This is a genomic window from Ornithinimicrobium sp. F0845 (assembly GCF_023015765.1).
GTDB lineage: Bacteria > Actinomycetota > Actinomycetes > Actinomycetales > Dermatophilaceae > Ornithinicoccus.
Genome location: NZ_JALKAL010000013.1, coordinates 56,941 through 77,601 on the forward strand (window position 1 = coordinate 56,941; position 20,661 = coordinate 77,601).

The window sequence follows — 20,661 nt, forward strand, 5'->3', positions numbered from 1 at the left end:
GTCGGCGCCGTCGCGTCAGGTCACTTCTTGTTACGACGCTGGTGGCGCGTCTTGCGCAGCAGCTTGCGGTGCTTCTTCTTCGCCATACGCTTGCGGCGCTTCTTGATCACAGAGCCCATTGGCTACAACCGTGTCCTTCGTGTCTCGGATGTCTGGTCTGCTGACGGTGGCACACGCGGGGCGGCCGCCGGGCAGTCGGGTCAGCCTACCGCCCGGGACTGGATGCCCCCAAACGCGTGCCGGTCAGGCGGTCCCGTGGTAGGAGTCCTCGAGGTAGTCCGTCACGGCCTGCTCGGGCACCCGGAAGGATCGACCGACGCGCACCGAGGGCAGCTCGCCCGAGTGCACCAGGCGGTAGACGGTCATCTTCGAGACGCGCATGACCGCGGCAACCTCCGCCACCGTCATGAAAGTCATCTCGCCGAGTCGGCGCTCTTCAGCCATCGACGTCATCCCGTCTGTCTGCGCTCTTCAGGCGGCCAACGGGTCACCGGTGGCTGTCCATCTGTCATGGAGAACCATAGGTGCAGATGGGGCTTGTGCGAAAGGCGTGGTGAGAAAAAAGTCCAGTAGACACGCCGTTGTCACCAAACTGTGACCTTTTTCAGAGCGAGTTCCCAGGTTTCGACGGCCGAGGAGTCCGCATCACAACGCTCAGTCGAACCAGGGGTCCAGACCCCAGCCCGGGAAGATCGCGCGCCGGGTGGCCATCACGGCAGCATCCACCGGGTTCTCCAGCTCGTAGCCCGAGCCCCAGGTCCCGTAGTGGATCGGACGCCCGCCCAGGTCACCCATGCGCTGGGGTGCGACCTGCCCGTAGCGGCGGGCCACGTCCTCCCGCCAGGACTCGGGAGTGTCCAGGGTCAGGGACAGCGGGTGGTGCGCCGCGAGCGCGACCAGGTGGGTCCAGGCACGCGGGACGACCTGCACGAGCTCGTAGCCGCCACCGCCCAGGGCCACCCACCGGCCGCCGGTGAGCTCGTGGGTCAGCTCGTGCACCAGCTCGTATGCCGCGTGCATGCCGTCGACAGAGACCGCCAGGTGACTGAGGGGGTCGGCGAAGTGCGCATCGCAGCCCTGCTGGGAGACGATGATCTGCGGACGGAAGGCCCGCAGCACCTGGGGCACGACCGCGTGGATCGCACGGAGCCAGCCCTCGTCACCGGTGCCCGGTGGCAGCGCGACGTTGACCGCGCTGTCCGGTGCCCCCGGGCCGCCGCTGTCCCCCGGGAAGCCCGTCCCGGGGAAGAGCGCCTGACCGGTCTCGTGCACCGAGACGGTCATCACCCGGGGGTCGTCCCAGAACACCCGCTCCACACCGTCGCCGTGGTGCACGTCGATGTCGACGTAGGCGACGCGCTCCGCGCCGTGGTCGAGCAACCACTGGATGCCGACGGCCGCGTCGTTGTAGACGCAGAACCCGGCGACACTGTCCGGCATGCCGTGGTGCAGGCCGCCGGCGATGTTGACCGCGTGCTCGGCCTCCCCGGTCCACACCGACCGACAGGCGTCGATGGTCGCGCCGACGGCCAGCGCCGTGGCCGAGTGCATGCCGGCGAAGTTCGGGGTGTCCTCCAGGCCGAGCCCATGGCCGGTGACGGCGGCCGTGGGGTCGGCGGACACCTCCTGGACGGCCGCCACGAGGGCCTCGGTGTGCACCGACCGGATCTGGTCGTCCGTCGCCTCGACCGCGGGGACCACCTCGACGCGCGGCAGAGACAGGAGGCCGAGCGCGTCACAGAGGCGGTAGGTGAGTTCCAGGCGCGACGGGTGCATCGGATGTGCGTCACCGAAGTCGTAGGACATGAAACGCTGGTCCCAGACGACACGTGCCCCGATCATGGGGACACGCTAGACCACGAGCGGAAGGAGCCGAACATGGTCGCGTTGACCAAGCACCGGTTGTTTGACGAGGACGTCCTCGTCGTCGGGCTCGGGCGGTTCGGCGCTGCAGCCGCCCTGGAGATGGACCGGCTGGGCTACCGCGTCCACGCCATCGAGCGGGACGGCGGCCTTGCTGAGCGCTTCTCCAGGAAGCTCACGCGGGTGATCGCCGTGGACTCCGCGGACCCCAGCCAGCTGGCCCAGGCCAAACCGCAGGACTTCCGGATCGCGGTCGTCGGCATCGGCTCCTCGATCGAGGGGTCCCTGTTGACGTCGGGCAACCTGGTTGACGCCGGCGTGCCCTCGATCTGGGCCAAGGCTGTCTCGGCGGAGCACGCCCGCCTGCTCGAGCGGATCGGCGTCCACCACGTGATCTTCCCCGAGGCCGAGTCCGGCAGTCGCGTCGCGCACCTGGTCAACGACCGCATGCAGGGATACATCGAGTTCGAGGACGGCTACGCGATCGTCAAGATGTCGCCGCCGCAGGAGATGATCGGCTTCACGCTGGCGGAGACCGACATCCGCAAGCGCTACGGCGTGACCGTCGTCGGCGTGAAGGCCCCCGGCGAGGACTTCACGCACGCGGTCCCCGAGACCAGGGTCGGCCGGCACCACATGATGATCGTCTCCGGGCCGAGCAAGCTGATCGAGCAGCTCGCCGCGCGTCCGTAGCTGCGTGGTGTCCGTCACGTTGCTCGCCCGCCCACCTGGCCGACCCGCTGACGTCTTCCGGACGGTGACGGTGACACCCCACTCGGCACACCCTCGCTGGCGTCTTCGGCACGGTGACACCCCGTCGGTGGACCCCCGCTGACGTCTTCGAGCGCCCTCCGCATCTTCGAGACGGTTGCAGTCGTACCGAGGAGACACTAGGCGCTCGAAGACGGGAGATGCGGTGGGATCAGCCCAGTCGGTGTGGTGCGCGGGCGCAGTGAAACCAGCCGCGCGGCGCGTCGGCGGCTCTGGCACGCCGGCGCGGTGGCAGGGCTCAGAGTGAGGTGGGCACTCCCGAGGAGTTGCCCAGCGGCAGGACCATGGCCAGCTCTTCGGCGTCCTCGGCGTCGTCCACGCCGTGGATCTCCATCGGCCGGCGGTTGTCGGTGGGCCGGAACCCGAAGCTGCTGGCGAACGCGACCGCACGTCCGTTGTCCGTGCCGACCCAGTAGATCAGGTGCTTGAGGTCGTCCGCCCGGGCCTGGGCAGCGGCCGCCTCGAGGAGCTTGCGGGCCACGCCGCTGCCCCGCTTGGCGGGGTCGACCCAGAGGCCGAACAGCTCGCCTGCCCCGGGGGTCTCGATCTTGTGGCTGCCGACGCTGACCACGCCGACCACGGTCTCGTCCTGCTCGGCGAGCAGACGCCGGGACCGCTGCATCCGGCTGCGCCAACGGTCCTCGTCGTAGTCCTCCTCCTCCGCCGCTGAGGCCACGAAAGCCTCCGGGGATTCCTTCAGCGCACGCAACCGAACATCGCGATACTCCGGCCAGTCCTCTTCCTGCAACACCCGCACGCTGATCTCACTCATGGGCTTTACTCTGGCACAAGCCGCTGGCGAACCTCCACGGGGGCACCGATGAACACTCGGTGTCCGTCGGGTCAGTCTCCTGCCGACAGCTCGCCCGCGCGCCGCGCCGCGGCCTCGATCGCGGTGAGAAAGGCGGCCCTGACCTTGTGGTCCTCGAGGGCGCGCAGGGCCGCCACGCTGGTGCCGCCGGGGCTGGACACCTGCTCCCGCAGGATGCTCGGGTGCTCGCCGGTCTCCCGGATCATCGTGGCGGCGCCGTAGAGCGTCTGCACCACCATCTCGGTGGCCGTCCCGCGGGGCAGGCCGAGCAGCACCCCCGCCTCGATCATGGCCTCGGTGACATAGAAGATGTAGGCTGGGCCGCTGCCACTGATCGCGGTCGCCGCGTTCTGGTGCTTCTCCTCCAGGATCAGCACCCGGCCGAAGGTGGCCAGGAGCCGCTCCGCCTCCTCGAGGTGCTCGGGCGTGCAGTGGCGCCCGGCGCTGAGCACCGACATGCCCTGATCCACCTGGGCCGGGGTGTTGGGCATGACACGGACCACGCCCGTGTTGGCCGGCAGCCTGTTCTCGAGATACTCGGTGCTGATGCCGGCCGCGACCGAGATCACCAGGGTGTCCGGCTCCACGCTCTCGTGGATCTCCGCCAGCAGGGTCGGCATGTCCTGGGGCTTCACCGCCAGGACCACGATCCCCGCGCCCCGCGCCGCCTGCTCCACCGGGGCCGACGCCACGCCATACTCCTCGGCGAGCTCATGCGTCGAGGCCACCATCCGCTCGCTGAGCACGATGTCGGCGGCGGGGTGGCCCGAGCGCAGCAGGGCGGACAGCAGCGCGCCCCCCATCACCCCGGCACCCAGGATCGCGATACGGGCCACAGATCAGCCCTTCGTCGCCAGGGCGCGCAGGAAGAACCGCAGGTTGGACGGGCGCTCGGCCATGCGGCGCATCAGGTAGCCGTACCACTCATCGCCGTAGGGGACGTAGACCCGGACCTGCTCGCCCTGGGCCGCCAGCCGGCGCTGCTCGTCGGGTCGGATGCCGAGCAGCATCTGGTACTCGAAGCTGTCGGCCGCCCGCCCGTTGGACGCGGCCAGCACGCCCGCGATCTCGACGAGGCGCGGGTCGTGGCTGGCGACCATCGGGTAGCCGTCGCCGGCCATCAGGATCTTCAGGCAGCGCACGTAGGACTTGTCGACCTCAGACTTGTCCTGGTAGGCGACGGACTCCGGCTCCTTGTAGGTCCCCTTGCACAGTCGCACCCGGCTGCCCTCGTGCGCGAGGTCCCGGCAGTCCTGCTCGGTGCGGTAGAGGTAGGACTGCAGCACGGCCCCGACCCACGGCCAGTCCTGACGCAGCTCACGCAGTATGCCGAGGGTCGAGTCGGTCGTGGTGTGGTCCTCCATGTCGAGGGTCACCGTGGTGCCGACGTTGGCGGCGACCTGGCAGATGGCCCTCGCGTTCTCCAGGGCGATCTGCTCTCCGTCGGCGCCCAGTGCCTGGCCGAGGGCACTCAGCTTGAGGCTGACCTCCACACCCCCGCCCTCGGTGAGTCCAGCCTCGGAGAGGGCAGAGAGCAGGGTCACGTAGGCGTCCCTGGTGTAGGTCGCCTGAGCCGGGTCGACGGTGTCCTCCCCGAGGAAGTCGATGGTGGCCCAGCGCCCGGTGCCGTCGAGCTCGCGCGCCACCTCGACCGCCTGCTCGGTCGAGTCGCCCGCGACGAAGCGCCGCACGACCGAGCGACTGACCGGCGCCTTCTCCAGAACGTCGCGCAGCTGGTGGTTGCGGCTGAGCACGAGCAGCCCCTGCTTCATCCACACGCTCGGGGCGAGGTCCGCGGCGTCCATGTCTTCTCCTAGTCGTGAGGTGTGCGTCGGGGTGTTCGTCAGGGTGTTCGTCGGGGCAGGACCAGGCTAGACCTCCCTGCGCGCGTGCGCGGTTCGACCCAGGTCAGGAGACCGTCTGCCCCAGGTGGGTCCGGGCAAACGCCAGGGCCTCGGCGAGGTCGGCCTCGCGCTGCCACGGGTCGGCCTTGCGGGTGCCGACCTCGACGCTCACGGCGCCGGTGTAGCCGCGCTCGACCAGCTCGCGCAGCAGCTTGTCGACCGGTTGCGTGCCCCTGCCCGGGACCAGGTGCTCGTCCTTGAACGAGCCGGTGCCGTCCCCCAGGTGGATGTGGCTGACCCGGTCGCCCAGGCGGTGCAGCAGGTCGACGCAGTCGACCGCCCCGGTCGAGGCGTGCGACACATCCAGGGTGACGTGCTCGTAGGTCTGCTCCACCGGGTCCCAGTGCGGCCGGTAGGCCTGCATCTCCGAGCGGGCAGCCCGCCACGGGAACATGTTCTCCACCGCGAGGCGGACCTGCGTCTCCGCCTGCCGCTGCGCGATCCCGTCAACGAAGCCCTCGGCATACTCCCGCTGCCAGCGGAACGGCGGATGGATCACCACCACCCCGGCCCCCACCTCCTCGGCGAGCCGGACCGACCGGTCGACCTTGCCCCAGGGCTCCCACCCCCACAGTCGCTGTGCCAGCAGCAGCGTCGGTGCGTGCACGGCCCCGATCGGCAGGTCGTGCAGCTGCGAGAGCGCCTGGAGTGCCCCCGCCTCCTGAGTGAGCGGGTCGGTCCAGACCATGACCTCGACGCCGTCGTAGCCGAGCCGCTCGGCCAGGTCGAAGGCGTAGGCGCAGTTCTCCGGGTAGACCGAGGAGGTGGACAGCAGGACCGGGTTGGTGCTCACAGCGCGTCCATCCGCCGCAGGATGAATCCCTCGCGCAGCGCCCACGGGCAGATGTCGAGCGAGTCGACGTCGAACAGCTCCATCGCCGCCTCGACCACCATCGCGCCCGCGAGCATCTGGGGGGCACGCGACTCGGAGATCCCCGGCAGGGAGGCGCGCTCTGCCGGGGACATGGCCGCGAGCTTGGGGACCCAGGCGGTCAGGTCGGCCCGGGCCAGGCTGCGGGGGATGTGAGGTCCTTCGGACTGGGGCGCCGCCCCGCAGAGGCGTCCCAGGGACCGGATCGTCTTGCTGGTGCCGACCACCCGGTGTGGCGTGCCCACCTTGGCGACGTCGCGGTGGACCTCCGCGATGTCCGAGCGGATCCGCTTGCGCAGGGCCCGGAGATCCTCCTCCGGCGGGTTGTCCCCCAGCAGCTGCAGCTCCCGGGTGAGCCGCCCGGCGCCCAGCGGCAGACTGGCCACCGCGTCGGCCTCCTCGTCGATCCCCGCCGCCAGCTCCAGGGAGCCCCCGCCGATGTCGATGAGGAACAGCCGCCCGGAGGACCAGCCGAACCAGCGTCGCGCGGCCAGGAAGGTGAGCCGGGCCTCGTTGTCGCCCGAGAGCACCTGGAGCTGGACGCCGGAGGCGCGCTGCACCCGGGCGAGGACCTCGTCGGTGTTGTGGGCGTCCCGGATGGCGCTCGTGGCAAAGCCCAGCAACTCGGACACACCCCGGGTCTCGGCGACCTCCGTGCAGTCCCGGACGAAGGAGGCCAGGCGGGCCGCGCCCTCGTCGGAGATCAGGCCCTCCGGCGTGAGCTGCTCAGCCAGCCGGAGCTCGACCTTGTGTGAGTAGTCCGGCAGCGGGTGCGCACCCGGGTGAGCGTCGATCACCAGGAGGTGGACCGTGTTGGAACCCACGTCGATCACACCGAGCCGCATGACCTCAGGCTAGTCCCTCACCCCGTCCGCGCCATGCCCAGGACCGTAGAGTGGCCGGGTGAGCAGCCCATCCGAGGGCCCCGTGGACGCCCGCGGCGAGACGCACGTGGACGCCCACAGCGAGAGGCACGTGGACTCCCGTGGCGAGACGCCCCTGGACACGCCCCGGGTCTGGGCGGAGTTCACCGACCCGGCAGAACCGGCGCAGCGGGTGCGGGCCGACCTGACCTGGCTGACCTCCTCGTGGCACTGCATCTTCGGGGCCGGCTGCGCGGGCATCTACGCCGACCGGCCCGACGACGGGTGCTGCACCCTGGGAGCCCACTTCACCGACGCCGACGACCTGGCCCGCGTCTCCGCCGTGGCCGACGAGCTCGGACCGGACGAGTGGCAGTTCCACGACGAGGGTCGGGCGCAGATGGACGGCCGCCCGGGCTGGCAGGACCTCGACGAGGACGGGCAGACCGTCACAACCCGGCAGGTGGAGGGGGCCTGCGTCTTCCTCAACCGCCCGGGCCACCCCGCGGGCGCCGGCTGTGCGCTGCACCAGCACGCGGTCCTGAGCGGCACGGAGCCGCACCGGGCCAAGCCGGACGTCTGCTGGCAGCTGCCGATCCGCCGGTCCTACCGGACCGTGCACCGGCCCGACGACACGTCATACCTGGAGATCACGATCACCGAGTATGACCGGCGCGGCTGGGGCTCCGGCGGCCACGACCTCGACTGGTACTGCTCCGGGCGCCCGGAGGCCCACACCGCCCCCGACCCGGTCTACGTGGGGCTCGCGGCAGAGCTCACCGAGCTGCTGGGGACGCGCGCGTATGCCGAGCTGTCGGCATACTGCCAGGCGCACCTGGCCTCGGTGGCGGCCCTCCGACAGAGCCCGTCCGGCCGACCCTTGCTGCCGCTGTTCGTGCACCCCGCCACGACCATCGCCCAGCCCTGACGGGTCGCCCTGCCGGCGCGCCCGGGGCGGGAGAGCGCGGCGGGTGTCGGAGCCGGCGCCTAGAGTGCGGTTCCGTGGCGACGAAGACCAAGGCACCGACCTATCGATGCACCGAGTGTGGCTGGGCTGCGCTCAAGTGGGTCGGCCGCTGCGGGGAGTGTCAGGCCTGGGGGACCGTCGCCGAGGCGGGCCAGACGGCGGTCCGCACCGCGGCCATCACGCCAGGGCGCCCGGCGGTGCCGATCGGGCAGGTCGACGCGACCCTGGCCCGGGCGGGCAGCACCGGCGTGGGCGAGTTCGACCGGGTGCTGGGCGGCGGGCTGGTCCCCGGCGGCGTGGTGCTGATGGCGGGCGAGCCGGGCATCGGCAAGTCGACCCTGGCCCTCGACGTCGCGGCGCGGACCGCCCGCACGGGTCAACGGGTGCTCTACGTCTCCGGCGAGGAGTCGGCCGCCCAGGTGCGGCTGCGCGGGCAGCGGATCGGTGCCCTCGCCGAGTCCCTGTTCCTGGCCTCCGAGACAGACCTGTCCACGGTGCTCGGGCACCTGCAGCGGACCGAGCCCTCGCTGATCGTCGTCGACTCCGTGCAGACCATCGCCAGCGCGGAGATCGAGGGGGCACCGGGCAACGTCGGCCAGGTCCGCGAGGTGGCCTCGGCCCTGATCCAGGCCGCCAAGGCGGCCAACGTCGCAGCCATCCTCGTCGGCCACGTCACCAAGGACGGCGCCATCGCCGGCCCGCGGGTGCTGGAGCACCTGGTGGATGTCGTGGTGGCGTTCGAGGGCGAGCGGCACTCGCGGCTGCGGCTGGTCCGCGCCGTGAAGAACCGGTTCGGTCCCACCGACGAGGTGGGCTGTTTCGACCTCGGGGACTCCGGCATCATCGGCCTGCCCGACCCGAGCGGGCTCTTCCTGACCAGCCGGGACCGTCCCGTCCCCGGCACCTGCGTGACCGTGACGCTGGAGGGTCGCCGCCCCCTCGTGACGGAGGTGCAGGCGCTGGTCACCGACTCCTCCGGGGGGTCGCCGCGTCGGACGACCAGCGGGCTGGACTCCACCCGGTTGGCGATGGTGCTCGCCGTGCTGACCCGCCGGGCTGACCTGAAGGTGGGCTCCTACGACTGCTACGCCTCCACGGTCGGCGGTGTCCGGCTCGTGGAGCCCTCCGCCGACCTTGCCCTCGCGCTGGCCGTCGCCGGCGCCTACCGCAACGCGCCGCTGCCGCAGGGCCTGGTCGCCATCGGCGAGGTCGGGCTGGCCGGCGACATCCGGCCGGTCACGGGTCTGCCCCGGCGTCTCACCGAGGCGGCCCGCATCGGCTTCACCAAGGCCGTCGTGCCGGCCGGTTCCCTCACGGAGGGCCGTCCGCCGGTCGGCTTCCGGGTCCGCGAGGTGAGCTCGCTCCGGGAGGCTGTGGACGCGGCGCTCGCGTGGGACGCCTGACTCCACCTGCCTCGTGGCAGCATCCGCTCGGTCAGCTGCCGTCTCGAAAGACCCGGGGACAGCCCCGCCGTGCGCACGCAGTTCATCTCGGTACGGTAAATGTTGCGGCGAATGTTCATGTCAGCCCGGTGACCTCGATAGACTCCGCACGACGGTTCAGGGGAACGGACGGAGCACACCGGTGGAGCGCAGCCACGAGGAGTCCTTGCGTTCCACCCTGGCCGCCGTGGCGCCCGGCACCGAGCTGCGGGACGGGCTCGAGCGGATCCTGAGGGGCAACACCGGGGCTCTGGTAGTCCTCGGCTACGACAAGTCCGTGGAGGCGATCTGCTCCGGCGGGTTCGAGCTCGACGTCGAGTTCTCCAGCACCCGGTTGCGCGAGCTCGCCAAGATGGACGGCGCGATCGTCCTGGACCGCGACGGCACCCGCATCCTGCGCGCGGCGACGCAACTGGTGCCCGACCCCTCCATCGAGACCCGCGAGAGCGGCACCCGGCACCGCACGGCGGAGCGGGTCGCCAAGCAGACCGGGCACCCGGTCGTCTCGGTGAGCCAGTCCATGGCGATCGTCGCCGTCTACGTCAGGGGCCTGCGCCACGTCCTCGAGGCCTCGACCGCGATCCTGTCCCGCGCCAACCAGGCGCTGCAGACCCTGGAGCGCTACAAGTCCCGGCTGGACGAGGTGAGCAGCAACCTCTCCGCCCTGGAGATCGAGGACCTGGTGACCATCCGCGACGTCACAGCGGTGCTGCAGCGCCTGGAGATGGTGCGGCGGATCAGCGAGGAGATCGCGCAGTACGCCCTGGAGCTCGGCACCGACGGTCGCCTGATGAACCTCCAGCTGGATGAGCTCACCGGCGGCCTCGGCAACGACCGCGAGCTGGTGATCCGCGACTACGCCGAGCACGTCATCGACGGGTCGTCGGTGGCCGCGGTCCTGGACTGCCTCTCCTCGGTCAGCGGCACCGACCTGCTCGACCTGACCTCCGCAGCGCGCTGCCTGGGCTTCACCGTGGTCGGCGACGGCCTGGACGCGAGCATCAGCCCGCGTGGCTACCGCCTGCTCTCGCGCATCCCCCGCCTGCCCTCGGTGGTCATCGACCGCCTCGTGGAGCAGTTCGGCAGTCTGCAGGCGCTGCTCTCGGCCAGTCTCGAGGACCTGATGACGGTCGAGGGTGTCGGTGAGGGACGGGCCCGTGCGGTGCGCGAGGGCCTGTCCCGCCTGGCCGAGTCGAGCATCCTCGAACGCTACGTGTGAGCCGCGCCGTCACCGCTCGCGACCGCGCCGGCCGCGCCGCCACCGATCGCGACCTCGCCGGTCGTCACCTCCTGGACCCACTGCTGGACTGGTTTGCCGGGCACGCGCGGGACCTCCCGTGGCGCCGTCCCGACTGCTCACCGTGGGGAGTCCTCGTCTCCGAGGTGATGCTGCAGCAGACGCCCGTCTCCCGCGTGGAGCCGGTCTGGCGGGAGTGGCTGGCCCGCTGGCCGGAGCCGGCGGACCTGGCGGCGGAGGCTGCCGGTGAGGCCGTGCGCGCCTGGGGCCGGTTGGGCTATCCCCGCCGCGCCCTCCGCCTGCACGCCTGTGCCGTGGCCCTGACCGCCGAGCACCACGGACAGGTCCCCGCCGACGTGGGCGCACTCCGTGCGTTGCCGGGGATCGGGCAGTACACCGCCGCGGCCGTCGGTGCCTTCGCATTCGGTCTCCGGTCGGCCGTGGTCGACACCAACGTCCGTCGGGTCCAGGCCCGTGCCGTCACGGGGACCCCCCTCCCCGCCCCGTCGCTGACCGCGGCGGAGATGCGCCTGGCCGAACAGCTGCTGCCCGAGGACCCGGCGACGGCAGCGCGCTGGAGCATCGCGGTCATGGAGCTCGGCGCGCTGGTGTGCACCGCCCGCTCCCCCGCCTGTCCCCGGTGTCCACTGCGGGAGACCTGCGCCTGGGTGGCTGCCGGCTCCCCGGCCTACGACGGTCCAGCGCGGCGCGGTCAGGCGTGGGAGGGCACCGACCGGCAGTGCCGCGGGGTGATCGTGGCCGCGCTGCGGGAGTCGGCCGACCCGCTCACGGTGACCGACCTGGCCGCCCGCTGGCCCGACGCGGACCAGTTCACCCGCGCGCTGGCGGGGCTGCTCACGGACGGGCTGGCCGAACGGTCCGCGGACGACCGGATCCGGCTCCCTGGTCTCTGAGCGCGCGGAACCCCACCCCGCGCACCGCCTCGATGATCACCGGGGCGTGCTCACGACCGAGCTTGGCCCGCAGCCGCTTAACCACCGCGTGCACCTGGCTCGCATCACCCAGATGATCGGTGCCCCACACCTGCCGGACCAGCTCGTCGTAGCGCCACACCCGGCCCGGCTCGCGGATCAGCTGGCGCAGCAGCGCGAACTCCAGGGGGGTCAGCGACACCTCGACCTGCCCGAACTCGATGGCGTGCCGGTCCTCGTGCACGGTCAGCTGGCTGTCCGCCCCGCCGTCAGGTGCGGACCCTCGCTCGGGCGGGCCTTCCGGAGCCATCACCTGCTGGGCCATCGCCACCGACGGGACGACGAGGACGGCTGCCGAGGGATCGAGCTGGGCCAGGAGTGAGGCGCGGTGCTGCTCGTCGGGGGCAACCAGGACGACCAGGGCCGATGATCGTGCGGCGTGCCCCCGTTCGAGAACGGGATCCGTGACTGCTGCTGCCTGCCCCAATGCCGTGCTCCTCCCCGCGACCCTCGCGACCTGCACTCAACTTGCCCTGTACCCCTGGGTAAGGCAACACATTTGGCGAAGGCTTTAACCAACCGTAACGACCATGTGACACAGACCACGTCTTTTGTCGTAAAAGTGTCACGCGTCCTCGGCCCGGTGCGCAGACGAACATGCGAATCACCGACGCGATGATCAATCCATGCCTCTCGCGCTCGGGTCACGTTCGTGTCGACAGCCCGGCCACGGCACGGGGACGGCCCGCCCGGAGCAGTGCTCCGGACGGGCCGTCCCGTCAGACGATCCTTCTGGTGGTGATCAGCAGCCGATCTTCGGCAGCGTGAAGTTCACCGTGCGGACCGTGCCACGCGCGGGGTTGGCTGTGGCGAACTTCGGCCGCCAGCCGTCCTTGGCGGCGATGATCTGCACGCCACCGGGCCGCGTGTTCTGGGTGTTCACCCACGTGGCGTAGTCACCGTCAGCGTCGGTGGCCAGCACCCAACCCGGGTGGTCCGTCCGGGTCGGCGTGATGTCGACCGTGGCGCCCTCGATGGGCACCGTGACGGTGTCGCAGTCCACGCCGGAGACGTTGCCCATCAGCTTGCCCCACGGACGGGGCGGCGAGACGTTCATCGTCACCGGGATGGTGTCGAAGGACTGCGGGGTGTTGGCCTTCACCCGGATGCCGGCGGTGTAGACGCCCGGCTGGGCGACGTTGCCGTCGGTGGTCACGTCGACCGTGACGCTCTCCCCGGCAGGGACAGTGACCTCGGTCGCGCTCAGCGAGAGCCACGAGACGTCGGCGCCGGCTGCGCCGCAGTCGTCGAAGCCCGGCAGGAACTCGGCGTCGGCCGTGGCGTTGAAGTTGCCGGAGGAGCCACCGAACTTGCCGAACCCGCACGCCGCCGCACCACGGTAGACCGCGGTGTTGGAGTTGGGCAGGTCGATCCACTCACCGCTTGCCGTGTCGTAGGCGAAGGTGGCGTTGGTGATGGTGCCACCCTGCACACCACCGTTCACGATGAGCATCCCGTTGGCCGCCGCGTACTGGCTGGCCCAGGTGTCCACCGGGGCGTCCGCAATGGCCGTCCAGGTGTCCGTGTCCGGGGTGTAGACGTAGCTGTCCGCGGTGCCACTGGCACCACCGTTGCCACCGGTGCAGTAGATCTCACCGTCGATGCCGCCACACGAGGCGAAGGCCGCCGGCGCCGGGTAGTCGGCCAGCGTCTCCCAGGTGTCGCTCGCCGGGTCGTAGGCCGTGACGGCGCTCGACATCGGCGTGCAGTCGGAGGTCGAGCAGCCACCGATGGAGTAGAGCTTGCCATCGACGACCGCCTGACCGGCGGCAGACACCGCGGACGGGTTGTCCGCCACGGCCGTCCAGCTGTCGGCGCCCTCGTCGTAGACGAAGGTCTCACCGGTGGTGCCGGACGCGACCCAACCGCCGGAGACGACGATCTCGCCGTTGACGACACCAGCCGTCACCGCGTTGCGTGCACTGGGCAGCGGCGCCACCGCGGTCCACGCCATGGCCTCGGCGTCGTAGCGGAGCACGTCGGCGTAGGACGCCGATCCCGAACCACCCGTGATGAGGTACCACGTGCCGTCCAGGTTGACCGCGCGACCGTCCATGTTGACGCTGGGCAGCTGCGGCAGGTCGGTCCACGGCGCCTCAGCGACGCCACGGCCGGCCGGCTCGCTCTGCGCGGCGAAACCGTTGGCGTGCTGGGCGAACGAGACCTCGGCCTCGATCTCCTGCAGTGGGGCGCCCTCGGCCTCGTGCATCTCGCTCATCAGCTCCTTGGTGCCGTCGGCACGCAGGATCTCGAAGTCACCCGCGACCTCGGACAGCGTCACCTCGGCGCTGCCGGAGCCGCTGTTGGTGATGACGAGCTGGTCGGTCACCGAGTCACCCAGCTCCAGGTAGGTGGTGATCGCGTCGGGCGCGATCTCCAGGAACCCGGAGCCGAGGGTGAAGTCGGCGCGCACGGCGCCGTCCGACACCACGTCGACCGACTGCGTCTGGGTCTCGTAACCACGGGCGGCGGCCTCGAAGTCGTGCGCACCGGTCAGCGTGGAGAAGATCCAGTAGAAACCGTCGCCGAGGTTCTCGTCGTCCGGGGTAGCCACCGTCACTCCGGACTCCTCCGGAGCGTCGACGCTGGTCACCGTCGCGCCGACGATGCCCTCACCGGTCTCGGTGCTGGACACCGTGCCGACGACGTAGCCGCCGTCGATCGACGGGTCACAGGTGCGGTTGCCGATGAAGACGTCGTCAACCATCCACCACCAGTCCCAGTCGGCATCGCCCATGTGGAAGCGGACGCGCACGTCGGACTCGCCGGCGGCCTCAGGCATCGGCAGGACATCCTCGCGGGGACCGCGGACATCCTCCATCTGGTGCAGGATGTTGATCCAGGTCTCACCGCCGTCGATGCTGTAGTCGACGTCGGCGAACTCACCACTGAGGTAGTTGAAGTCCTGCTTGAAGCCGACGACCGGTGCCTCCAGCGCGCTCATGTCCACCGACGGGCTGACCAGGGAGGTGTCCTGGGTCCCGCCGGAGCCGTGGTAGTCGCTGTCCATGATGGCGAAGTTGCCTTCGCCGCCGGCCAGGTTGTCCCGGGCGTTCGGGTTGTCAAAGAGCCACACCTGACCGCTGTCGATGTGGTCAACCACGGACCAGCCCTCAGGCACCTCGGTGCCATCGAAGGTCTCGATCACGCCGTCGGAGTTGTGGGCGTACCCGGGGGCGATGCAGCTGTCCACGTTCACCAGGACCTCGACGTCCACGACGGCCGCCGGCGCGTTGCGCGCGCTCTTGCGCGACCCGGTGATCGAGGCACCCGTGTGGTCGACCGTGACGGTGGCCGTCTCGTAGCCGGGGTACTGCGCGGTGACCTCCAGGGTGTACTCAGCACCCGTCGGCAGCGACAGCGTGTACTCGCCCGTGGCCGGGTCGGTGTAGGTGCTCACGTCCGTCCCGACCACGCTCACCTTGGCGTAGACCGGCCAGCCGTGGCCGGACCCGTCCGTGACCGTGCCGGAGACCGGCGCGGACGCCTGGGCGTCCAGGGCGAAGTCGAGCGTGACCGTTCCCTCTGCGGTGACGGTCGCGGTCGCGGTCTCGGTGCCGTAGCCGAACTTGGAGACGGTGACCTCGTAGTCACCGGCCACGAGCAGCGCGGAGTACGCGCCCGCCTCGTCGGTCACCAGGTTCCGCTCCAGTTCACCCACGACGTCGACGGAGGCCCCGGCGATCGCGTCGCCCGTGCTGGCGTCGGTAACCGTCCCGGTGAGGGTGCCGGTCTCGCCCGTGGGCGCGGCGTCGATCAGTGCGAGCGCGTCGAGGCGGCCCTCGCCGAAGACGTTGTTGTCGTCGGCGGTGCCACCGCACGTCAGGTTCTCGGTGTCGATCGCGGTGCCGTCGAGCAGTGCCCGCGTGCCCTCGATGTCACCGACAAGACCCGGCGCAGCCGACCAGAGCAGCGCGACAGCGCCAGCGGCGTGCGGCGAGGCCATCGAGGTGCCGGAGTAGTTCGCGTAGCCGCTGCCGGGGACGGACGAACGGACGTTGGATCCAGGAGCCGAGATGTTGGGCTTGATCTCACCGTCCTGGCCGTAGCCCTTCCCGGAGGTGTTCGAGATCGTGTGGCTGGAGTTGTAGTTGCCGACCGAGTAGGTGATGATCCGGCTACCCGGGGAGCCCGAGGTGTTGCACGCCGGGCCACTGTTGCCGTTGGCCCACATGCTGAAGATCCCCGCGGCGTCCCAGGCCTCGATGACGTCTTCCATGAAGGGGTCGTTGCTCGGCAGCGTGGACCCCCAGGAGTTGTTGATGATGTTGGGTCGCTTGGAGGTGTCCGGCTCGCTGCCGTCCAGCTTGGTCGGTGCGAGCATCCACTCACCGGAGTCGATGAGGGCCTGGTCGGTGGGGCAGCAACCGTTGGCCGCGATCCAGGTCGCACCGGGAGCGACGCCGATCTGGTTCTCGCCACCGTCGTCACCCACCATGGTGCCCATCGTGTGCGTGCCGTGCCCGTTCAGGTCGGCCGGCTGGTCCGGCGAGGTGCCGGCCGCGTCATACCAGTTGTAGTCGTGCGTGAAGGTGCCGTCACCGTTGTTGCCGCGGTACTGGTTCACCACCGCCGGGTGGTCGTACTGCACACCGGTGTCGATGTTGGCGATCACGATGCCCTCGCCGTGGACGCCGTAGGTGCTCCACACGTCGTCCGCATTGATGTCCGCGATGCCCCACTCGACTGCCGAGGGAGACATCTCCGGCTCGCCCTTCTCCAGCTCGGGCGCCTCGTAGGTCCTGGTCGGATAGATGCCCTCGACGCCAGAGCTCGCGGCGAGGGTGGTGACCAGTTCCTGGTCACCACCCTGGATGCGGATGGCGTTGGTGGCCCAGAACGCCTTGAACTCGACGCCGTCGGCCTCGAGCTGGGCACGGATGTCCTTCTGGCTGGCCTCCGCGGTCTCGGTGAGCGCGGAGTACACCGCCTTGCCGCGCGCGTCCCAGTCGTCGATCGACGCGAACTGCGACATGTCGGGACGCGCGTCGAAGCGCACCCAGAAATCGGTGGCGCCCTTCTCCTCGATCTGGGCGGTCACCTCCTCATTGATATTGCTAGCTCCCAGATCTGCCAGTGGCATTGGGGGCTCGGCGCTCGCGCCGGTCATACCTAACCCCGACGCCACGAGCGATGCGCCGGCAATACCTGCCAGCCATCGGCGCGCACGGTGTCCGTGTACGGCCACGACTCCTCCTCCATACGGTGGGTGACACCGGGGATTTCCCCCGGATATCACCTGAACCTAGGAAGACCCTGGGAGCCGGACAACGACATCACATGGGCAACTCGTAGACAACGTAAACAACTGTCGGACAACGGGATTCACCTGGACAGCACAGACTTGCCGCCACAGCGTGGCGGCCCGTGACGGTGCGGTCCTAGTTGCCGGCCGCCTCCCCTGTCGCACTGGCCCGAGGGTGGCGGGCGAGGCGGAACCCGAGGCCGCGCACGGCCTCGACGGCGAGCGGCGCACCGAGCTCGGCCAGCTTGAGCCGTAGCCGGCCGATCGCCGCATGCATGTGTGCGCCGTTGCCCAGGTAGGCGGTGTGCCAACCGACCTGGGAGAGCTGCTCGAAGGTGGCCACCTCACCAACTCGCGGCAGGAGGTACTTCAGCAGCGCGAACTCCAGCCGGGTGAGAGTCACCTCGTGCTCGCCCAGGGCCAGCGACAACCGGTCCTCGCGCAACCGCAGGGTCCGGTCCGTCAGAGTCGTCCGGGGATCCGCACCGCCAGGGTGCCCGGATCCCCCGCCGGTGGCCCCGCGCAGCCGCCCGGCCCGCTGTCCTGGTGTCCGCTGGGGGCCGGTGCGCCGGTCGACGGAGGCGCCGGGCAGCTGCGTCAGCACCCGACGCGCCTGGGCGATCGTGCTCGCGAGCAGGATCGGCGACTCGACAGGGATGCCAGAAGTCAGGGCGAGACGCTCTTCCTGCGTGTCGGCGACGATGACCACGAGGGGCTCCCTCGACGAGGCCACGGCCGGCTCCGGGAGCGCGCCGGAGGATGCGTCGTGCGCTGGCCTGCTGGCTGCGTCCACCCGCTGATGCACCTCCCCGTCCCCGCTGGGCACGATCGGAACAGACCGTGTGCCACCTTTATCCAGCACCCGGCCTGCGTCGAGCAAGGGCATTGACACAGATTTGACCCAAAGTTTGCGATCCCCAGTGGCCCTCCTGGGACTGGCTCGGCCACGGGCCATGTCGACCGCCCGCACTTGTCGGCAGCACGTGGGGACGACGCGGTCCGCGGCACGTCCGGGGACGACAACGCGCCACCCACCTGGTGGTGGGTGGCGCGTCCGGCCGGTGCCGGTGAAGCGGAGGGGCTCAGTCGTTCCAGGGGCCTCAGGCCCCGGGCTTGGCCTCCTCGACAGGGAGGGTGTCCGGGGTGCGGGACTTCTCAGCGCCCGAGAAGGTGAACTCACCCGACTTGTCCTCGGCCGTGGCATCGACCAGCACGATCTGGCCCGGGACGAGCTCGCCATACAGGATCTTCTCGGACAGGGCGTCCTCGATCTCGCGCTGGATCGCGCGACGCAGCGGGCGCGCTCCCAGGACCGGGTCGTAGCCCTTGACCGCCAGCAGCTTCTTGGCGGCCGGAGTCAGCTCGATGCCCATGTCCTTGTCCCGCAGACGGTCGTCCAGCTTGGCGATCATCAGGTCGACGATCTGGACGATCTCCTCCTGCGAGAGCTGCGGGAAGACGATCGTGTCGTCCACACGGTTGAGGAACTCGGGACGGAAGTGCTGCTTGAGCTCGTCCGTGACCTTGTTCTTCATCCGCTCGTAGTCGCTGCTGCCGTCGTTGCCACCGGAGAAGCCGAGCGAGACACCCTTGGCGATGTCCCTGGTCCCCAGGTTGGTCGTCATGATGATGACCGTGTTCTTGAAGTCCACGACCCGACCCTGGGCGTCGGTCAGACGACCGTCCTCCAGGATCTGCAGCAGGCTGTTGAAGATGTCCGGGTGGGCCTTCTCGACCTCGTCGAAGAGCACGACCGAGAACGGCTTGCGCCGGACCTTCTCGGTGAGCTGGCCACCCTCCTCGTAGCCGACATAGCCGGGGGGCGAGCCGAACATCCGGGAGACGGTGTGCTTCTCGGAGTACTCCGACATGTCGAGGGTGATGAGGGCGTCCTCGTCACCGAACAGGAACTCGGCCAGGGTCTTGGCCAGCTCGGTCTTGCCGACGCCGGTGGGGCCGGCGAAGATGAACGAGCCACCGGGGCGCCGCGGGTCCTTCAGCCCGGCGCGGGTGCGCCGGATGGCCTGCGACAGCGCCGAGATCGCGTCGTTCATGCCGACGATGCGCTTGTGCAACTCGTTCTCCATGTTGAGCAGCCGGCTGGACTCCTCCTCGGTCAGCTTGATGACCGGGATGCCCGTGGCTGCGGCGAGGACCTCAGCGACCAGCTCGTCGTCGACCTCGGCCACGACGTCCATGTCACCGGACTTCCACTCCTTCTCCCGCTCGGCACGGGCCTGGGTGAGCTTGTGCTCCTCGTCCCGCAGCCGCGCGGCCTTCTCGAAGTCCTGCGCGTCGATCGCCGACTCCTTCTCCCGCTTGGTGTAGGAGATCTTCTCGTCGAACTCACGCAGGTCCGGCGGTGCGGTCATGCGGCGGATCCGCAGGCGGGCACCGGCCTCGTCGATCAGGTCGATCGCCTTGTCCGGCAGGTAGCGGTCGTTGACATAGCGGTCCGCCATCGTCGCCGCCGCGACCAGCGCGCTGTCGGTGATCGAGACCCGGTGGTGCGCCTCGTAGCGGTCACGCAGCCCCTTGAGGATCTCGATGGCGTGCGCCAGCGTCGGCTCGTTGACCTGGATCGGCTGGAAGCGACGCTCGAGCGCGGCGTCCTTCTCGATGTGCTTGCGGTACTCGTCAAGCGTCGTGGCACCGATGGTCTGTAGCTCGCCACGGGCCAGCATCGGCTTGAGGATGCTGGCAGCGTCGATCGCGCCCTCGGCTGCACCCGCACCCACGAGGGTGTGGATCTCGTCGATGAACAGGATGATGTCGCCGCGGGTGCGGATCTCCTTGAGCACCTTCTTGAGGCGCTCCTCGAAGTCACCGCGGTAGCGCGACCCGGCGACCAGCGAGCCGAGGTCGAGGGTGTAGAGCTGCTTGTCCTTGAGCGTCTCCGGCACCTCCCCGCGCACGATGTCACTGGCCAGCCCCTCCACCACGGCGGTCTTGCCGACACCCGGCTCACCGATGAGGACCGGGTTGTTCTTGGTGCGGCGGGACAGCACCTGCATGACCCGCTCGATCTCCTTCTCACGACCGATGACCGGGTCGAGCTTGCCCTCGCGGGCGGCCTGGGTGAGGTTGCGCCCGAACTGGTCGAGCACGAGCGAGCCGGCGGGCGTGCCCTCCTGCGCACCGGGGCCGACGCCAGCGGTGGCTGCCTCCTTGCCCTGGTAGCCGGAGAGGAGCTGGATCACCTGCTGGCGGACCCGGTTGAGGTCGGCGCCGAGCTTGATCAGCACCTGGGCCGCCACACCCTCGCCCTCGCGGATGAGACCGAGCAGGATGTGCTCGGTGCCGATGTAGTTGTGGCCGAGCTGCAGGCCCTCACGCAGGCTCAGCTCGAGGACCTTCTTGGCACGGGGCGTGAAGGGGATGTGGCCGGTGGGCGACTGCTGGCCCTGGCCGATGATCTCCTGGACCTGCTCACGGACGGCGTCCAGCGAGATGTCCAGGGTCTCCAGCGCCTTGGCGGCGACCCCTTCCCCCTCGTGGATCAGGCCGAGCAGGATGTGCTCAGTGCCGATGTAGTTGTGGTTGAGCATCCGCGCTTCTTCCTGCGCGAGCACCACCACTCGGCGGGCGCGGTCGGTAAACCGTTCGAACATCGTCACTCCTGACAATCGATCCGGGTAGTCGAACGCTGGACGCACGCCCCACTACCCTGATGCTACTTGCGTCTGCTGTGCCAA

General features: G+C 70.0%; 17 protein-coding genes. 5 read left to right on the forward strand and 12 right to left on the reverse strand.

Features of this window, described 5'->3' with window-relative positions:
* Window positions 1-20: 20 nt before the first annotated feature.
* The 3 genes from MWU75_RS16200 to MWU75_RS16210 all read right to left on the reverse strand — a co-directional run bounded on the left by MWU75_RS16200 (window position 21) and on the right by MWU75_RS16210 (window position 1,842).
* Window positions 21-119 (reverse strand): AURKAIP1/COX24 domain-containing protein, encoded by a 99-nt coding sequence (locus MWU75_RS16200; RefSeq protein WP_003792170.1) that lies wholly within the window; start codon window positions 117-119, stop codon window positions 21-23.
* A gap of 124 nt (window positions 120-243) precedes the next feature.
* Window positions 244-444, reverse strand: coding sequence for a helix-turn-helix domain-containing protein (locus tag MWU75_RS16205; RefSeq protein ID WP_247092805.1), 201 nt, complete (start codon window positions 442-444; stop codon window positions 244-246).
* Window positions 445-654: 210 nt separating this feature from the next.
* Entirely contained in the window at window positions 655-1,842 is a 1,188-nt protein-coding gene (locus tag MWU75_RS16210) for an acetoin utilization protein AcuC (protein ID WP_247092806.1), read from the reverse strand.
* A 36-nt stretch (window positions 1,843-1,878) separates the two neighbouring features.
* Between MWU75_RS16210 and MWU75_RS16215 the strand changes: the two genes are divergently transcribed.
* Window positions 1,879-2,556, forward strand: coding sequence for a TrkA family potassium uptake protein (locus tag MWU75_RS16215; protein ID WP_247092808.1), 678 nt, complete (start codon window positions 1,879-1,881; stop codon window positions 2,554-2,556).
* A gap of 316 nt (window positions 2,557-2,872) precedes the next feature.
* On the opposite strand, the gene MWU75_RS16220 is transcribed toward MWU75_RS16215, so the two are convergent.
* The 5 genes from MWU75_RS16220 to MWU75_RS16240 form a co-directional block, all read right to left on the reverse strand.
* Window positions 2,873-3,406 (reverse strand): GNAT family N-acetyltransferase, encoded by a 534-nt coding sequence (locus tag MWU75_RS16220; protein WP_247092810.1) that lies wholly within the window; start codon window positions 3,404-3,406, stop codon window positions 2,873-2,875.
* A 71-nt stretch (window positions 3,407-3,477) separates the two neighbouring features.
* Entirely contained in the window at window positions 3,478-4,281 is an 804-nt protein-coding gene (proC, locus tag MWU75_RS16225) for a pyrroline-5-carboxylate reductase (protein ID WP_247092813.1), read from the reverse strand.
* A 3-nt stretch (window positions 4,282-4,284) separates the two neighbouring features.
* Complete coding sequence (locus MWU75_RS16230; protein ID WP_247092815.1) at window positions 4,285-5,250, reverse strand: proline dehydrogenase family protein; 966 nt, start codon at window positions 5,248-5,250, stop codon at window positions 4,285-4,287.
* 103 nt (window positions 5,251-5,353) lie between these two features.
* Window positions 5,354-6,142 (reverse strand): sugar phosphate isomerase/epimerase, encoded by a 789-nt coding sequence (locus tag MWU75_RS16235; protein ID WP_247092817.1) that lies wholly within the window; start codon window positions 6,140-6,142, stop codon window positions 5,354-5,356.
* Complete coding sequence (locus MWU75_RS16240) at window positions 6,139-7,065, reverse strand: Ppx/GppA phosphatase family protein (protein ID WP_247092819.1); 927 nt, start codon at window positions 7,063-7,065, stop codon at window positions 6,139-6,141. The genes MWU75_RS16235 and MWU75_RS16240 overlap by 4 nt, the downstream gene beginning before the upstream one ends.
* A gap of 130 nt (window positions 7,066-7,195) precedes the next feature.
* Between MWU75_RS16240 and MWU75_RS16245 the strand changes: the two genes are divergently transcribed.
* The 4 genes from MWU75_RS16245 to MWU75_RS16260 all read left to right on the forward strand — a co-directional run bounded on the left by MWU75_RS16245 (window position 7,196) and on the right by MWU75_RS16260 (window position 11,643).
* Window positions 7,196-8,011: a hypothetical protein gene (locus MWU75_RS16245; RefSeq protein WP_247092928.1), complete on the forward strand. Its 816-nt coding sequence runs from the start codon at window positions 7,196-7,198 to the stop codon at window positions 8,009-8,011.
* Between the two features lie 74 nt (window positions 8,012-8,085).
* Entirely contained in the window at window positions 8,086-9,453 is a 1,368-nt protein-coding gene (radA, locus tag MWU75_RS16250) for a DNA repair protein RadA (protein ID WP_247092821.1), read from the forward strand.
* Window positions 9,454-9,634: 181 nt separating this feature from the next.
* Complete coding sequence (gene disA / locus MWU75_RS16255; protein ID WP_247092823.1) at window positions 9,635-10,711, forward strand: DNA integrity scanning diadenylate cyclase DisA; 1,077 nt, start codon at window positions 9,635-9,637, stop codon at window positions 10,709-10,711.
* Between the two features lie 71 nt (window positions 10,712-10,782).
* Window positions 10,783-11,643 (forward strand): A/G-specific adenine glycosylase, encoded by an 861-nt coding sequence (locus MWU75_RS16260; RefSeq protein WP_247092930.1) that lies wholly within the window; start codon window positions 10,783-10,785, stop codon window positions 11,641-11,643.
* On the opposite strand, the gene MWU75_RS16265 is transcribed toward MWU75_RS16260, so the two are convergent.
* From MWU75_RS16265 to MWU75_RS16280, 4 genes are all read right to left on the reverse strand, one after another.
* Window positions 11,585-12,148, reverse strand: a complete 564-nt coding sequence (locus MWU75_RS16265) for a winged helix-turn-helix domain-containing protein (RefSeq protein WP_247092825.1) — start codon at window positions 12,146-12,148, stop codon at window positions 11,585-11,587. The two genes, MWU75_RS16260 and MWU75_RS16265, sit on opposite strands and share 59 nt — an antisense overlap.
* 315 nt (window positions 12,149-12,463) lie before the next feature.
* Window positions 12,464-16,762, reverse strand: coding sequence for a S8 family serine peptidase (locus MWU75_RS16270; RefSeq protein ID WP_247092827.1), 4,299 nt, complete (start codon window positions 16,760-16,762; stop codon window positions 12,464-12,466).
* A gap of 340 nt (window positions 16,763-17,102) precedes the next feature.
* The gene (locus MWU75_RS16275; RefSeq protein WP_247092829.1) at window positions 17,103-17,699 is read right to left on the reverse strand and encodes a winged helix-turn-helix domain-containing protein; all 597 of its coding nucleotides are present in this window, start codon (window positions 17,697-17,699) and stop codon (window positions 17,103-17,105) included.
* A gap of 367 nt (window positions 17,700-18,066) precedes the next feature.
* A complete protein-coding gene (locus tag MWU75_RS16280; RefSeq protein WP_247092831.1) occupies window positions 18,067-20,577 on the reverse strand; it encodes an ATP-dependent Clp protease ATP-binding subunit in 2,511 nt (836 codons plus the stop codon).
* Between the last annotated feature and the right edge of the window lie 84 nt (window positions 20,578-20,661).